The organism is Bradyrhizobium sp. JR3.5, assembly GCF_054057015.1.
On sequence record NZ_JBSRYV010000001.1, the window covers coordinates 1,200,285 to 1,215,352 of the forward strand.

A 15,068-nucleotide genomic window follows, 5' to 3' on the forward strand; every position below is an offset into this window, starting at 1 on the left:
CCATGCTGATCAGGAGAACACAGCGTTCCGATTGCGACGGACATGGATCCGTCGCGACCCTCCTGTCCGGCCAGACCGGCGGCCTCGACCGCCGCACATTCCTGCGTCGGTCCGGTCTGGCCGGCGGTGCGCTCGCTGCGCTCAGCACGCTGCCCCTCGGTGGCGTTCGCGAGGCGGAGGCTGCCGCCGCCGGGCCGCTGACCGCGGGAGCGACGGCGCGCAAGAGCATCTGTACGCATTGCTCGGTTGGATGCACCGTGACTGCGGAAGTGCTGAACGGTGTATGGATCGGCCAGGAGCCGACCTGGGATTCCCCGATCAATCGCGGATCGCATTGTGCTAAGGGCGCCTCCGTGCGCGAACTCGTGCACAGTGAGCGGCGGCTGCGCTATCCGATGAAGCTGGTGGGCGGGCAGTGGACCCGGGTCTCCTGGGAGGCCGCGATCAACGAGATCGGCGACAAGCTCCTGGACGTGCGCGAGAAGTCGGGTCCCGATTCCGTCTATTGGCTCGGATCGGCCAAGATGACCAACGAGGGTTCCTACCTATTCCGCAAGCTTGGCGCGTTCTGGGGCACCAACAACACCGACCATCAGGCGCGCATCTGCCATTCGACGACCGTCACCGGCGTGGCCAACACCTGGGGCTACGGCGCGATGACCAACAGCTTCAACGACATCCGCAATGCCAAAACCCAGATGATCATGGGCGGCAATCCGGCCGAGGCGCATCCGGTGTCGTTGCAGCACCTGCTCGAGGGCAAGGAGCTGCAAAAGGCCAACTTTATCGTCATCGACCCGCGCCTGACGCGAACCGCGGCGCACGCGACTGAGTATGTCCGCATGCGGCCAGGCACCGACATTCCGGTGCTCTACGGTATGATGTGGCACATCCTGCAGAACGGCTGGGAGGACAAGGAATTCATCCGGCAGCGCGTCTATGGTTTCGACGATCTTCGCAAGGAGGTCGAAAAATGGAATCCGGAGGAGGTCGAGCGCGTTACCGGCATTCCCGGTGAACAGCTCAAGCGTGTCGCGAAGATGTTCGCAACGGAAAAGCCGTCGACGCTGATCTGGGCCATGGGGCAGACTCAGAAGACGGTCGGCACCGCCAACGTGCGGGCGAGTTGCATCCTGCTCCTGATGACCGGAAATGTTGGCGGACCGGGCATGGGCGCCAACATCTTCCGCGGCCATGACAACGTTCAGGGAGCAACCGACGTCGGACTCGATATCGTCACGCTGCCGTTCTATTACGGGCTCGCCGAGGGCGCGTGGAAGCACTGGTCGCGCGTTTGGGAGGTCGACTATGACTTCCTGAAGTCGCGCTTCGACTCCAAGCAGATCATGGAAGCGCCCGGCATCCCGCTAACCCGCTGGTTCGAGGCCGTGACGCTGCCGAAAGACCAGGTCGCCCAGAAAGACAATGTGCGGGCGGTGTTCGTGCAGGGACACGCGTCTAACAGCATCACCCGCATTCCGGAATCCCTGAAGGGTCTGAAGGCGCTCGACCTGCTTGTCATCGCCGACCCGCATCCGACCACCTGGACCTCGCTCGCGGTGGAGGCCGGGCGCAAGGACGGTCTCTACATTCTCCCGGTCGCCACCCAATTCGAGTGCAAGGGGTCCCGTGTCGCCTCGAACCGCTCGCTGCAGTGGGGCGAGCAGATCGTGAAGCCGATCTTCGAATCCAAGGACGACCTCGAGATCACCTATCTTCTGGCAAAGAAGTTCGGCTTTGCCGACAAGATGTTCAAGAACATCAAGGTCGAGAACAATCTGCCCGAAGCCGAGGACATCCTGCGCGAAATGAATCGCGGCAGCTGGTCGACCGGCTATTGCGGGCAATCGCCCGAGCGTCTCAAGGCCCATATGAAGAACCAGGCGAAGTTCGACATGCTGACGATGCGGGCTCCGAAAGACGATCCGGAAGTCGGCGGCGACTATTACGGCCTGCCCTGGCCGTGCTGGGGCTCGCCGGAGGTCAGGCATCCGGGCACGCCGCTTCTCTACAACACAAATCTCGGCGTGATGGATGGCGGCGGAACGTTCCGGCCGCGCTTTGGCATCGAACGCGAGGAGAAGCTGGCCGACGGCACGACACGGAAGGTCAGTCTGCTCGCCGACGGGTCCTATTCGAAGGATTCGGAAATCAAGGACGGCTATCCGGAATTCACGCTGGCGAGCCTGAAGAAGCTCGGCTGGGACAAGGATCTGACGGAAGCGGAGGTGGCCACGATCAACAGGATCAGTCCGGCCACTCCGGACGCGGTGTCGTGGTCGCTCGACCTTTCGGGCGGCATTCAGCGCGTGGCGCTGATGCACGGCTGCGTGCCTTATGGCAACGGCAAGGCGCGCATGAACGCGTTCGGCTTGCCGGATCCCATTCCGGTTCACCGCGAGCCGATCTACACGCCGCGCGTCGATCTGATTGCCAAATATCCGACGCTTCCCGATGCCAAGCAGTTCCGCATGCCCAACATCGGGTTCTCCGTGCAGAAGGCCGCGGTGGAGAAGGGGATTGCCAAGCAATTCCCGCTCATCCTCTCCTCGGGCCGCCTGGTCGAATACGAGGGCGGCGGCGAAGAGACGCGAACCAATCCGTGGCTCGCCGAACTCCAACAGGACATGTTCATCGAGATCAGCCCCGCCGATGCCGCCGATCGCGGCATCAAGGATGGCGGCTGGGTCTGGGTGAGCGGTGCTGAAAACAACTCGCGTGCCAGAATGAAGGCGTTGGTGACCGAACGGGTCGGGAAGGGCGTTGCTTGGATGCCCTTCCACTTCGGTGGTTGGCTCGCGGGCAAGGACCTTCGCGGCAATTACCCAAAGGGGACCGATCCGATCGTGCTTGGCGAAAGCGCCAATACGATCACGACCTACGGCTATGATCCTGCGACCAATATGCAGGAGACCAAGGTCACCCTTTGCCAGATCGTCGCAGCCTAGAGGAGCAACGCACATGGCTCGGATGAAATTTCTCTGCGACGCCGACCGTTGCATCGAGTGCAATGCCTGCGTGACCGCCTGCAAGAATGAGCACGAGGTGCCCTGGGGCATCAACCGGCGCCGCGTTGTTACCATCAACGACGGCAAGCCCGGAGAGCGATCGATCTCCATGGCTTGCATGCACTGCACCGATGCGCCCTGCGCGGCCGTATGCCCGGTAAATTGCTTCTACACTACCGCCGATGGCGTCGTACTTCACTCCAAGGATCTGTGCATCGGCTGCGGTTATTGCTTCTACGCGTGTCCGTTCGGCGCGCCGCAATACCCGAAGATCGGCAATTTCGGCTCCCGCGGCAAGATGGACAAGTGCACGTTCTGCGCCGGTGGCCCCGAGGCCGACGGCAGCAAGGAGGAGTACGAGAAGTATGGGGCGAATCGCCTCGCCGAGGGGAAATTGCCGCTCTGTGCCGAGATGTGCTCCACAAAATCGTTACTCGCCGGTGATGGCGAGATCATCGCTCAGATCTACAGGGAACGTGTGGTGAAGCGCGGCTACGGCTCGGGCGCCTGGGGCTGGAAAACCGCCTATCGCGAGACGATCGAATCCTGAGGCGGGCTCGCGCAAATACCGGGAGGAGCTCATGGCGTCTCTTGCAAAACACATCCGCCTCGCCCTGGGCGCATGGGCGCTCGCGTTGATGATCACGGCGTCGGTCCCGTCCATCGCCCAACAAATCAACCCGACCGCTAGCGCGGTGAAGGAGCAACAGCTTCTGCAGGAACTCAACCGGATCCAGGGACGTGTCAGTATTCCGGATCAACGGTCAGGCGTGCTGGAGCAGCCGGCGGGGCGCGAGTGGCGCGAATTTCGCAACGTCACCCTGCGCTGGATCGGCGGAGTTGCCATCCTCGGCATGCTCGTGGCGCTCGTCGCCTTCTATCTCATCCGAGGCATGGTCCGCCTCCAGGCCGGGAGATCGGGGCGCACGATCGTGCGCTTCGGCGCCTTTGAGCGCTTCGCGCACTGGATGACTGCGACATGCTTCATCATTCTGGCAATCTCTGGACTGAACATCACCTTCGGCCGTCCGCTGTTGTTGCCGCTGATCGGCCACGAAGCATTCTCCGAATGGTCGCAATGGGCGAAATACGCGCATAACTATTTGAGCTTCCCGTTCACCATCGGGGTGATGTTGATCTTCCTGATGTGGCTCGGCGGCAATATCCCGAACAAGGTCGATGTCGAGTGGATCAAGCGCGGCGGCGGTATCGTGGGTCATGATCATCCGCCGGCCTATCGTTTCAACGCCGGACAGAAGGCGGTCTACTGGATCGTTGTGATCGGCGGCGCTGCCGTTGCGATCACCGGATATGAGCTGATGTTCCCGTTCTATCTGTCCGGCATCGAAGGAATGCAAATGGCCGCGGTGGTCCACGCGATTGTGGCGGTGTTGTTCGTCGCGGTGATGCTGGCCCACATCTACATCGGCACCATCGGTATGCAGGGCGCCTTCGAGGCGATGGGCAGTGGCATCGTGGATGTCAATTGGGCGAAAGAGCACCACAGCCTGTGGCTGGAGGAGGAGGAGACGCGCGCCGCAGCCAAGGATGCGCGCTCGAAGCCGGCCGCCACGGCGGCAGAGTAGGAGCAACGCCGCCTCCCCCGGGGGCGAGATCGCTAAAGCCGCACGGCCGTCGTTGCAAAGGCCTCTGCGACCGGCTCTTGCACGCGGTCAAGGACCGCGGCGCCGAATCCCGCGACGACGACAGCGGCTACGCAGGCGAGCAGGAAGGCTCTCATGGCAATCCTCCCAAAGAGGTCGAGTGCAGGGAGATTACACAAAGTGGATCGTCACGGACAGACGCGCCGTCGAACCCCGGCATTCCCTTCGGCAAGAAACAGGCTCGTTGGATTTCGATTGCTTGAGCTAGCTCAAACTTGCCCATGATGGATCGGAGCGAGAGTTCAAGTTTGTCAGTTGGTTAGAAGGCTGTGTGTGCACGACGTGTGCGCCGGGAGATCAAAGAAATTCTCACCACAGCTAGCGTACGCATGTCCTCTGAGTGGGGCGCCGCCTTGGACGAGCGCAGGTGCACGACCAAAAAGTTCCGATTGTAGGGGATAGGCGAGCGCTGACGAGCAGTCCCGGATCTGGAAAGCGTCGCTCCTTCACTGCGCGATTGCCGCAACTCCAAACACGATCGGGACGCGCGAGCGTCCGTGCGCTGCGACTTGGTTGCCGCTGATAGCCCAGCGCCAGAGGCGGCGTCGGAGTTTTGGCGCGCAACGCGGACATGTGGCAGCGGTTTGCTCGAACAAGTATTGGATACCCGTTCCATTCTCGAACGATATCGCGATGTCCCCGCGGCGCTCAGACAGTCGGGGGTGAGGAAGTGCTCAAGCAGCATCCGCGGCAAGATCAGCCCGAAGGTCATGGCCAAAATGACCAGAAACGCCGTGGCACCATTGGCCGCGATGCTCGTCAGGAGAGTTACCGGAGCATGCGGCCCCAGCGAGACCAACTCGACGACGGCGCTCGCGGCCTCGAATAATAAGAAGCCTGGCATCATCGAAACGACCGCTGAAAGCCCAGTTCAGCGAAGGGGAGATGCAGGCGGTCCACGACCGGTGCGACCACGATACTGACCAGAATACAAGCAACGAGCGCTCCGGTCGCGACATTCGCTCCCGCGAGCGAGATCAGCGCCCAGCGTGCCGCATGTCCGAGCATGCCCGCTGCAATCGGTAGCGGCAGCATGCGCCACGGCATCGAGAAGAAGGTGCCGAAGGAGGCGACCGCCCATCCTGCAGCAATCACGTCAGCCAGGATTGGCACGGGCACGGAAGGCCCTGCGGCGGGGAGGGCGGCGCCGCCGGCGGTGAAGCCAAGCAGCAGGCCGAAACAGATCATCAGCACGACGAGGCCGGCGTATGTCAGGCGAGCGATCCCAAGTGCGATTCGCGTGCGTAAGAGATCGATCGCGCCGTTTAGGAGGTGCGGGCCGGGCACGAGCACCATGCAGGGACAGAATGCGACGAGAGCTGTTGGGATCGGCCGATGCAGGCTGATGGCAGAGACGGCCGCCAGGACGCCGGCGATGAGGGCGGCACAAAGCGGCTGGACGAACGGATTGCGGCTGAACGTCGATAGCCAGCGGCGGGCGAGCGCGCCGAGGGCGGCGCTCGCTGCGATCAGTGTCAAGCTCGTGATGTCGAGCGCGCCGAAGATGACCCCGAGCGACGCCGCGCCGATGGCTGCGAACAACGTGAAGTGGAGCGTGGAGACCGGTGGCAAGCTTCCTGCCATCAACAGTGCCGGCCGTGCTTCCTCTGCGCGTAGCGTGCCCGCGCACAGCCGATCCACAATAGCCGTAATGGCCAGCACCCTGTTCATGTCCATGCCGAGCGGCTTTGCCGGAACGATCTGGGACAAGGATGCGCCTTCGATCTCGACCGTGAGCTTGTCCCAATCCGGCAGCACGCTCGCCGGCATGCCCAGAGCGAGCCCGAGGCGTTCGGCGGTGACCACCGTCCGCTCCGTGGTCTGCCCGTGAGCAAACAGCAGGGCGGCTGTCAGCGCGACAATGTCCAGCGCGGCCTCGCGCGCCGGAGGTTCGAACTCATCAAGCGACAATCGAAAGATGCTCGTCATTGCAAGTCTGCCTCGAAATTCCGGATGCCGGCTCGCGCGACCGATGCAGGCCGCGCGATACCCGATTCTTAGTATCCAGCGCTCTGTCCGCCGTCGACATGGAGGATCTCTCCGGTGACGAACGTGGCTCCTTCGAGGTGCAGCACTGCATCGACAATATCGCGCACCTCTCCCATCCGTCCGACTGGATGCAGCCTGGCCAGGAACTCGTATGTTTCAGGTCCATGCATCGGCGTCTTGATCGCACCGGGCGCCACAGCGTTGACGCGAACTCCCTTGCTTGCGTATTCGATCGCGAGCGACTTCGTTGCCGCATTCAATCCGCCCTTGATCAGGGCTGCCAGCACCGACGGCACCCTGCTCGTCGCGTGTTCATCGAGACTGGTCGTGATCTCGGGATCGGTGATATCGCCGGCGACGGCCAGGATATCCGGATCAGACGACGGCCTGATCGAGCCGGAATTTGCGACAACGCGGAAACCGTGATCGCGAAATCCCCTGACCAAGGCTTCGCCGATACCCCTCGACGCGCCGGTGATGATAGCGACTTTCTGCTCTGCAGCCATGATGGGCCTCCATGATGTCTGTTAAGACGACGGCAACCGCCGCCTTTTGCTACTGTGCGGTCCAGCCGCCGTCGACGGAGATCGCCGTGCCAGTGATCTGGTCTGCTGCGGGCGAACACAGGAACGCCACGGTGCCGCCGAGCTGTTCTGGAGAGACGAACTCCAGGGTCGGTTGCTTCTCAGCCAGGAGTTCCTTCGTTGCTTCCTTCTGACTGATGCTTCTTTGCACGGCGATGTCGCTAATCTGCTTTTCGACCAAGGGCGTTCGCACCCAGCCGGGACAGACGGCGTTGCAAGTTACGCCGCTGCCCGCGGCTTCCAGGCCGACAACCTTTGTCAGGCCGACCAGCCCGTGCTTGGCCGCGACGTAGGCGGCTTTGTGGGTTGATGCGACGAGGCCATGGGTGGAGGCGATGTTGACAATCCGTCCCCAGCGCTGCTTTTTCATCTGAGGCACCGCTGCTGCAATGCCGTGGAACGCAGCCGATAAATTGATCTCAAGGATCGCATTCCACTTGGCAGTGGGAAACTCCTCTACCGGCGCGGTGAACTGGATGCCGGCGTTGTTCACCAGGATGTCGAGGCGTCCGAACTTCTCGACCGTTCTGGCGATCAATCCGCGAACGGCCCGTTCCTTTGACATATCGGCGCCGTCGTGGATGACACGCACGCCGCGCTCACGTTCGATGCCGCTGCGGATTGCCTCGATCTCGCCGGCATCACCGAGGCCGTTCAACACCAGGTCGGCGCCGAGCGTGGCCAATTCTTTCGCGATGCCCAGTCCGATACCGCTGGTCGATCCGGTGACGATTGCTACTTTGCCCTTCAACATGGGAATTCCTTTCAGAGCTTGAGTGAGGGTATGAAAATCAGGCGGCCGTCGCCGCCTTTGCTTTGGCCGAAGGGACCGCGCGGAGGGAGATCGCGAGCCGGTTCCATGCGTTGATAGTTCCGATCAGGATAGTCAGGTTCACGGTCTCGGCTTCGGAGAAGTGCTTGCGGAGCTCTTCATAGACATCGTCGGGCGCATGTGTTTCGGTAATCAGCGTCACCGCCTCGGTCCAAGCCAGCGCTGCACGTTCGCGATCCGTGTAGAGCGGCGCCTCTCGCCAGGCGTTCAGTAAATAGAGCCGTTGCTCGGTCTCGCCGTGCTTGCGCGCATCTTGCGTGTGCATGTTGATGCAGAAGGCGCAGCCGTTGATCTGCGAGGCGCGGGTTCTGACAAGCTCGATCAGCGACTGTTCGAGGCCGGATGACTGGATCTGGGTCTCCACGGCGGTTAACGCTTTGATACTCTCAGGCGCGGCCTGGTAGAAGTTCATGCGGGCCTTCATGGTCGTACTCCTCTAGGGTTGAAGGTAGTCAGTGGGCGCCGCCGGCGTTGAGCTGACCCGGCTTGCTCAGCATCAGCGCGGCGATCAGGGCGATGACCTGTGAGACGCCGAGCAGATAGAAGGTGTCGCTGAAGGCGAGGATGAAGGCCTGCTTCTGGATGACCTTGCCGATCGCGACGTAGGCGTGGTGGACGGCGTCGACGCGGTCGATCACGCCATGGCTCATGAAATACTGCGTGAGTTGATCGAGCCGGGTGCGGGTCGCCTGCTCGAACAACGTGACCTGCTGCGAGAGCACGTTGGAGTGATATTGCTCGCGCTTGGTGAGCAGCGTCTGCAGCGCGGCGATGCCGATCGCGCCACCGAGGTTGCGCATCATGTTGAACAAGGCCGATGCGGATCCAGCGTTCTCTTGCTCGATTCCGGCGGTCGCGACCGCTGAGAGGGGCGCGAAGCAGAGGGCCTGACCAAGGGCACGGACAACGTTCGGCCAAAACAATTGGTCAGCCGCGTAATCGTTTGTCATATAGATATTCATAAAGTTGGAGGCGGCGAACAGCGCAAAACCAATGCCGATCACGAGGCGCGGGTCGACGCGCTGCATCAGTCGCGGCACCAGCGGGATCAGAACGAGCTGCGGCAGGCCGGTCCAGGCCAGCACCATGCCGATCTGCTCGGAGTTGTAGCCCTGGATGCGGGACAGATAGACCGGCAGGATATAGACGGAGCCATACAGCGCGACGCCGAGCAGGAAGTTCGCGAGCACGCCGAAGCCGAAATTGCGGCGGAACAGAATGCGCAGGTTGAGGAGCGGCTTCTTCGCGGTCAGCTCAATCAAGAGGAACAGCGTCAAGGCAATCGCGGCGATCACGGCCAGCCGAACGATGAAGGGCGAGCCGAACCAATCGTCCTTGTTGCCTTCTTCCAGGACGGTCTGAAGTGCGGCAAGCCCAATCGCCATGGTCGCGATGCCGGCCCAGTCGCCTTCGCGCAGCAGCGACAGCTTCATGGGCGTCGCTTCCAGCGAGAAGAACAGCATCGCGATCATGATCGCGCCGGGCGCGACGTTGACATAGAAGACGTATTCCCAGCCGAAATTCTCGGTGAGATAGCCCCCGATGGTCGGACCGATGGCGGGTGCGAATGTCGCGGAGACGGCGAACAGCGCGAGCCCGATCGGCTGCTTCGCCTTCGGCAGCAGCGTGATGATCAGCGTGAATGCCATCGGGATCAGCACGCCGCCGGTGAAGCCCTGCACGGCGCGCAGCGCGATCATCTGTGGCAGGTCCTGCGCCAGCGCGCAGGCTCCAGAGAATACCAGGAACAGGAACGCGTTGGTGAGCAGATAGATGCGCACCGAGAACACCTGCGCGAGCCAGCCGGACAGCGGGATCACCACGATCTCGGCGATCAGGTAGGAGGTCGAGATCCAGCCGCCGTCATCGATGCCAGCGCCGATGCCGCCTTGAATGTCGGCAAGCGAGGCATTGACGATCTGGATGTTGAGCACCGCCATGAACGCGCCGAGCGTGGCGCCGATCACCGCGATCCAGGTTTTTGCGGAGACAGGGGGAGCCGCGACCGACGGCAGATCTTCGGTCGCGGGAGCGGCACCGATGGTCGTTTGCAGTGTGGTCATGGTCGTCTCCTCGCGTACAAAGGAGGATGCAGTGTTCAGCTGCGGGGCGCGCCGCCGCGCGAGGCGAGTTGCTTGTCGGCCTCGCGCTCGGCGATCACAGCCGACTTGGTGTTGACGGTCGGCACCGCCGACATGCCCGGGCGCAGCGAGCCCTTCAGCCTCTCGTCGTCGAGCAGGATCTTGACCGGCACGCGCTGTACGATCTTGGTGAAGTTGCCGGTCGCGTTGTCCGGCGGCAGCAGAGCGAACTCCAGGCCGCTTGCTGGCGACAGGCTGTCAACGTGGCCCTTCAGCTTCGTGGAATGGAAGCTGTCGACCCGCAGCTCGACCGGCGCGCCATTGCGGACATGGGTGAGCTGGGTCTCCTTGAAATTGGCGACCACATAGACTTGATCGAGCGGAACCACCGCCATCAACTGCGTTCCGGCCTGTACGTATTGGCCGACCCGGAGCGATCGCGCGCCGACCGTGCCGTCGACCGGCGCCGTGATCTGCGTGTAAGAGTGGTTCAAAGCAGCCTGCAGTTCGACCGCGCGTGCGCGGTAGCTGGGCGACCGCCTGGGCGCGCTGGGTGGAGAGGACCTCGATCTTCTTGTCGGCGGCGATCAGGCCAGCTTTGCCCTGCTCCAGCTGTGCTGTTTGTGAGCGCAGCGCCGCGTCGGTCTGCTGGGCGCGTTGGATCGTTCCCGAGCCCGACTTCATCAGGTCGTCGTAGCGGGCGCGCTCCTGCTGCGCGAACTTCAGATTGGCTTCGGTCGCGTCGACCTCGGCCGCCTGTTGTTGAATGAGGGGCTGCTGCAATTCGATCTGCGCGTCGAGGTTCTTGACCGCGGCTTCCGCAGCCGCAACGTCGGCCCGGGCCTGGTTCAGCGCGGTCTTGAAGTCGCGGTCGTCGATCCGTGCCAGCAGCTGACCGGCCTTGACCGGCTCGTTATCCGCGACCAGCACTTCGGCGATGTAGCCGGAAACCTTCGGCGCGATGATCGTGGAGTCGGCTTTCACATAGGCGTCGTCGGTCGTTTCGAGGTAGCGGCCGGTCGCGATATAGTAGTGGCCGAAAGAGGTGGCTCCGGCGACGCCGAGGGCGGCGGCGAGGGCAAGCGCTGCCCGCCGGATCGCCTGACGCGACGGAGCAAGACGGGATTTGGCCTTCTGTTCAGGGGCGTAAGAAAGAGTCGACATGGCGTTCTCCGAAACCTGTGGGGTCAAATCTCAATCGCGGCGATGGACGTCATGTGTGACGATGCCGAGCTCGGGTGCCGCAGGGTCCAATCGCCGTGGATCCGCCAGCGTGCGGCGGATATCGTCCAGTCCGCTCTGCCAGTGAGCGCGCATTGCGCTCAGCCCAAACTCGTAGTCCTTGGACTGGCCTTCATAGATCTTGGACTGGTAGATCAGATGGATGATGTTGCAGGAGCGATGGCGGGCCATGTCTGCGATGGCGCGGATTTCCGGATCTTGCTTGGCGCTCTCCGGCAACCTTTCGATCGTCCGCTGCAACGCCTGGCGCATCTTCTGCATCCGTAGTGCCTGGTCCGTGATGGCGCGCGTGCGGCTCGAATATTGAATGTCCTTCTGCCGGCTCGACACCTCCATCATGTCGTGGGGGACGCGGCCCCTGGCCGACCAGAGATCGATCTGGAAGGTCAGCGTGTTACGTGGCTCGCTAGACAGCACGCGCGAGAGAGGAGTGTTCCAGACGACGCCGCCATCCCAATAGTGTTCGCCGTCGATCTCGACTGCGGGGAAGCCCGGCGGCAACGCGCCGGAAGCCATGAAATGCTTCGGTCCGAGCTTACGTTCGGTCGTATCGAAATAAGTCAGGTTGCCGGTGCGGATGTTGACTGCGCCAACGCTGACGCGTACCTCGCCCGAGTTCAAGCGATCGAAGTCGACGAGTCGCTCCAGCGTTTGCTTCAACGGCGATGTGTCGTAGAAGCTTGTGGCTGAATCTCCTGAAAAAGGCGACCAAAGCGGCGATGGGAAGCGCGGCTTGAAGAAGCCGGGCTGGCCATGGAACAAGGCTCGCATCGCGGCAAACGCGTTGTGCATCGAGCGAACATCAAAAGCGAATGGCAAGCCATCGGCCAGCCCTTCGCCGGCGGGCCACCCCCCCACGGGACCGGCGCAGATGGTTTCCCAGAACTCGCGCAGCCGCTCGACCCGCTGATCTTCGGGCGAGCCGGCAATGATGGCTGCATTGAGCGCACCGATCGAAATGCCGGCCAACCAGTTCGGCCGGATGCCGGCCTCGTGGAGCCCCTCGTAGACTCCGGCCTGGTAGGCTCCAAGAGCGCCGCCGCCCTGCAGAACCAAGGCGACGACGTCGTATGGCAATGGCCTGTTTTCCTTCGGTACAGCATTGGTTTGACCGCGCATGACATTCAGCATTTCCAAAACTCCCGATGTTATGGCTGATCCGGTCAACCTGCGTTCGCTTCGATAGGGATTCCGGACCTGGATGAGCGTCGTTGTGCGGCCGCGCCCGGTGACAGGTAGTCGTGGACCACGGCGCCGAGTCCGAGGGTCAGGTCGGCAACGAGGTGCTTGGCCGACAGCACTTGCAGGACTGGCAGTTCGGCGACCGGGGCGAGAGCATGCGAATACAGGTCCAGTGCGGCCGGCCCGGTCCATGCACCCCGCACGGTGATGTCTTCGAGGTGGAAGCGCACGAGCTCGCAGACGCGTGCGGTGCCGTCGACATGCGGGATGATCTTGAGCAGGAAGTTGGGCGCGGCGAGTTTCCTCGCTTCCAGCTCGATATCGAGGGCACGGTGTTTGTAGCCCATCGTGCCCGTCGCGATACGAACCGAGCCATAGTTCAAGGTGCCGACCAGCGTGTCGATCTCGACGGCGAGCTTCGGCTGCGCCAGCTTCTTGGGAAAGCCCCAGAGCTCGCGCCCCCCTGCGATCGGCGGATGATCGTTGAGAAACATCTGATGGGTGAAGCTGCCGGCCTGTCCCTGGTAGGACACTGGAATGACCTGGCCGCTTTCGGTGTAGTCGCCGAAGCCCGTGGAATCCGGCATGCGGATGAACTCGTAGTTCACAACCGGCTCGGTCACCTCGAGCGGCGCCGGTACGATCCGGCGCAGCGCTTCCGGATCTGTCCGGTACTGGATGATGAAGTATTCACGGTTGGTGAAGCGATAGGGGCCCGGTGGAAAAGCCGGGTTTGTCAGTGGCATGGCGAACGCTGTCGCGCGCACGGTCTCGTGCTTCATCATGGTCGGCTCCAGTTGGTTGATGGTGATCGGGCCGTGCTGTTGCGTGGCCAGCGCGGCCCGTTTCGCGCAAGGTGCCTACACTTCGCCGACGTGCTCCGGATCGGCCGAGGCCAGCGCGGCCGCACGCTCTGCCCGGGGCGGATAGATCCACACGGTGTTGATCTGCTGCTTGGTCTGCTTCGCCTCGGTGCCGACGAGTTCGAGCTTCCGATCCCAGCCTCGCGTGAAGATCGCACCGGCCTCTCCCAGATCGAGACAGGTCGCGTATGCCCTTTGGTGATACGGCTTGGCCGGGACTCCCAGGAGCTCAGCGGCGGCATTGTTGCCGGCGAAGGCCCCCATTCGCGTGGCGTGCTGGCACGACATCAAAGCGTAATTGCCGAGATCATCGCACGCTGCTTTGGCGGCATCGCCGGTGGCAAAGACGCCGGCGACCCCGTGCACGCGGAGGTCGCGATCGACAAGCAGCCGACCCAGATTGTCGCGCTCGGCGGGGATGTGCGCAGTCAAGGGAGCGGCGCGCATGCCCGCCGCCCAGATCACGGTCTCGGTTTCGATGTGTTCGCCGGTGGAGAGCGTGACCCCCGATTTGTCGAGCGCCGCGACGCCGGCACCGAGTCGGGTCTCCACGCCGAGCTTGCGCAGTGCATCTTCAATGACCGGGCGGGGACCTGCGCCCATATCAGGAGCGATCGCATTGTTGCGATCGACGATGACAACGCGGGGCTTGGCGTCCTTGCCGAAAATCGCACGGAGCCGCGCAGGCATCTCCGTGGCCGTCTCGATGCCCGTGAATCCGCCGCCGGCAACCACCACCGTGTCGCGTCCGTTCCTTGCCGGCAGACCGGCGAGGCTGTGCAGATGCTTCTCGAGGACGATCGCATCGTCGAGTTGGTCGACGCTGAAGGAGTGTTCGGCGAGGCCGGGAATATTCGGGCGGAAGAGCCGGCTGCCGGTGGCCACGACCAGCCGATCATAGGAGAGCTTCTGTCGCGTGCCCTCCGAAGTGGCGACGTCCACCGCGCGAGACTTGTTGTCGATCGCTTCTGCGCTGCCTTGCACGTAGACAACGTCGATGGCCTTGAGGACCTCCCGGAGAGGTGCCGTCAGGGTCTCGGGCTTGCGTTCGTAGAGCCGCGGGCGAACCACGAGTGTGGGCTCCGGTGCAACCAGCGCGATCTCGAGCTCCTCGGACGAAACGCCCTGGATATCGCGGAGGCGGGCAGCGGAAAGGGCAGCGTACATGCCGGCGAAGCCGGCGCCGATGATGACGAGTCTCATGTGATTTTCTCCTGTGGTTTGATTTTTTCGAGCATAGGCGCGTCATCGCCGCCGCTCCTCGCGTGGCGGTTCGTTGTGGTCGACGACGCGAAGACGTGAAGCGGATTCGCTAGCTCTCAGGGAGAGGAGCAGCTCGGAGCCATCCGCCGCGGCCAGTGCTGACGAAAGAGGACTTGCTCAGTGGCGTTCAGGCTCCAGTCGGCATAGGGAAGCGAAGCGCCATCCCTGTTCATGATGGTCATCACCGGATCTGTGCCTTGTACGTACTGCGCCGGTATTTCCACTTGCTCGCCGGTTGCCGAGGTAAAGCGAACCGCCAGCGAAAGTCCGTACACGATGGTGCTTGCGACAAGTCTCCGTCGCGGCACGATTGCAAGAAGGGGGATGAAGGTCTTCGGGGTCATCGCTTGTCTCCGTCTG

The 15,068-nt window shown here is 62.7% G+C and carries 13 protein-coding genes and 1 pseudogene; 3 read left to right on the top strand and 11 right to left on the bottom strand.

Features of this window, described 5'->3' with window-relative positions:
- Positions 1–2 precede the first annotated feature (2 nt).
- The 3 genes from ACVWW1_RS05965 to ACVWW1_RS05975 are packed head-to-tail and all read left to right on the top strand — an operon-like array spanning position 3 to position 4,594.
- Positions 3–2,948, top strand: coding sequence for a formate dehydrogenase subunit alpha (locus ACVWW1_RS05965; protein ID WP_456655182.1), 2,946 nt, complete (start codon positions 3–5; stop codon positions 2,946–2,948).
- A gap of 13 nt (positions 2,949–2,961) precedes the next feature.
- Positions 2,962–3,558, top strand: coding sequence for a formate dehydrogenase FDH3 subunit beta (fdh3B, locus tag ACVWW1_RS05970; protein WP_207830490.1), 597 nt, complete (start codon positions 2,962–2,964; stop codon positions 3,556–3,558).
- A gap of 31 nt (positions 3,559–3,589) precedes the next feature.
- Positions 3,590–4,594 carry a formate dehydrogenase subunit gamma gene (locus ACVWW1_RS05975; protein ID WP_456655183.1) on the top strand — a complete coding sequence of 335 codons (1,005 nt, stop codon included), beginning with the start codon at positions 3,590–3,592 and terminating at the stop codon, positions 4,592–4,594.
- Positions 4,595–4,626: 32 nt separating this feature from the next.
- Here the strand turns inward: ACVWW1_RS05975 and ACVWW1_RS05980 are convergent, their stop codons facing one another.
- The 11 genes and pseudogenes from ACVWW1_RS05980 to ACVWW1_RS06030 form a co-directional block, all read right to left on the bottom strand.
- On the bottom strand, positions 4,627–4,749 hold the full coding sequence (locus ACVWW1_RS05980) for a hypothetical protein (RefSeq protein ID WP_456655184.1): 123 nt from the start codon (positions 4,747–4,749) through the stop codon (positions 4,627–4,629).
- Positions 4,750–5,515: 766 nt separating this feature from the next.
- A complete protein-coding gene (locus ACVWW1_RS05985) occupies positions 5,516–6,601 on the bottom strand; it encodes a threonine/serine exporter family protein (RefSeq protein ID WP_456655185.1) in 1,086 nt (361 codons plus the stop codon).
- Between the two features lie 68 nt (positions 6,602–6,669).
- Complete coding sequence (locus ACVWW1_RS05990; protein ID WP_456655186.1) at positions 6,670–7,167, bottom strand: SDR family NAD(P)-dependent oxidoreductase; 498 nt, start codon at positions 7,165–7,167, stop codon at positions 6,670–6,672.
- Between the two features lie 49 nt (positions 7,168–7,216).
- Positions 7,217–7,999 carry a 3-hydroxybutyrate dehydrogenase gene (locus ACVWW1_RS05995; protein ID WP_456655187.1) on the bottom strand — a complete coding sequence of 261 codons (783 nt, stop codon included), beginning with the start codon at positions 7,997–7,999 and terminating at the stop codon, positions 7,217–7,219.
- Positions 8,000–8,036: 37 nt separating this feature from the next.
- A complete protein-coding gene (locus ACVWW1_RS06000; protein WP_456655188.1) occupies positions 8,037–8,501 on the bottom strand; it encodes a carboxymuconolactone decarboxylase family protein in 465 nt (154 codons plus the stop codon).
- Positions 8,502–8,529: 28 nt separating this feature from the next.
- A complete protein-coding gene (locus ACVWW1_RS06005) occupies positions 8,530–10,140 on the bottom strand; it encodes an MDR family MFS transporter (RefSeq protein WP_456655189.1) in 1,611 nt (536 codons plus the stop codon).
- A 35-nt stretch (positions 10,141–10,175) separates the two neighbouring features.
- A pseudogene (locus ACVWW1_RS06010) lies at positions 10,176–11,322 on the bottom strand (HlyD family secretion protein).
- Positions 11,323–11,352: 30 nt separating this feature from the next.
- On the bottom strand, positions 11,353–12,531 hold the full coding sequence (locus ACVWW1_RS06015; RefSeq protein WP_456656628.1) for a DUF3734 domain-containing protein: 1,179 nt from the start codon (positions 12,529–12,531) through the stop codon (positions 11,353–11,355).
- Between the two features lie 32 nt (positions 12,532–12,563).
- Positions 12,564–13,364 (bottom strand): acetoacetate decarboxylase, encoded by an 801-nt coding sequence (locus ACVWW1_RS06020; protein ID WP_207840133.1) that lies wholly within the window; start codon positions 13,362–13,364, stop codon positions 12,564–12,566.
- A 78-nt stretch (positions 13,365–13,442) separates the two neighbouring features.
- A complete protein-coding gene (locus ACVWW1_RS06025) occupies positions 13,443–14,648 on the bottom strand; it encodes an NAD(P)/FAD-dependent oxidoreductase (protein WP_456655190.1) in 1,206 nt (401 codons plus the stop codon).
- A 116-nt stretch (positions 14,649–14,764) separates the two neighbouring features.
- Entirely contained in the window at positions 14,765–15,052 is a 288-nt protein-coding gene (locus ACVWW1_RS06030; protein WP_456655191.1) for a hypothetical protein, read from the bottom strand.
- Positions 15,053–15,068 lie beyond the last annotated feature (16 nt).

Excerpts from the sequence above, each read along its gene's own strand:
- ACVWW1_RS05965 (WP_456655182.1), top strand. The coding sequence starts at position 3 with ATGCTGATCAGGAGAACACAGCGTTCCGATTGCGACGGACATGGATCC.
- fdh3B (WP_207830490.1), top strand. The coding sequence starts at position 2,962 with ATGGCTCGGATGAAATTTCTCTGCGACGCCGACCGTTGCATCGAGTGC.
- ACVWW1_RS05975 (WP_456655183.1), top strand. The coding sequence starts at position 3,590 with ATGGCGTCTCTTGCAAAACACATCCGCCTCGCCCTGGGCGCATGGGCG.
- ACVWW1_RS05980 (WP_456655184.1), bottom strand. The coding sequence starts at position 4,749 with ATGAGAGCCTTCCTGCTCGCCTGCGTAGCCGCTGTCGTCGTCGCGGGA.
- ACVWW1_RS05985 (WP_456655185.1), bottom strand. The coding sequence starts at position 6,601 with ATGACGAGCATCTTTCGATTGTCGCTTGATGAGTTCGAACCTCCGGCG.
- ACVWW1_RS05990 (WP_456655186.1), bottom strand. The coding sequence starts at position 7,167 with ATGGCTGCAGAGCAGAAAGTCGCTATCATCACCGGCGCGTCGAGGGGT.
- ACVWW1_RS05995 (WP_456655187.1), bottom strand. The coding sequence starts at position 7,999 with ATGTTGAAGGGCAAAGTAGCAATCGTCACCGGATCGACCAGCGGTATC.
- ACVWW1_RS06000 (WP_456655188.1), bottom strand. The coding sequence starts at position 8,501 with ATGAAGGCCCGCATGAACTTCTACCAGGCCGCGCCTGAGAGTATCAAA.
- ACVWW1_RS06005 (WP_456655189.1), bottom strand. The coding sequence starts at position 10,140 with ATGACCACACTGCAAACGACCATCGGTGCCGCTCCCGCGACCGAAGAT.
- ACVWW1_RS06015 (WP_456656628.1), bottom strand. The coding sequence starts at position 12,531 with ATGCTGAATGTCATGCGCGGTCAAACCAATGCTGTACCGAAGGAAAAC.
- ACVWW1_RS06020 (WP_207840133.1), bottom strand. The coding sequence starts at position 13,364 with ATGAAGCACGAGACCGTGCGCGCGACAGCGTTCGCCATGCCACTGACA.
- ACVWW1_RS06025 (WP_456655190.1), bottom strand. The coding sequence starts at position 14,648 with ATGAGACTCGTCATCATCGGCGCCGGCTTCGCCGGCATGTACGCTGCC.
- ACVWW1_RS06030 (WP_456655191.1), bottom strand. The coding sequence starts at position 15,052 with ATGACCCCGAAGACCTTCATCCCCCTTCTTGCAATCGTGCCGCGACGG.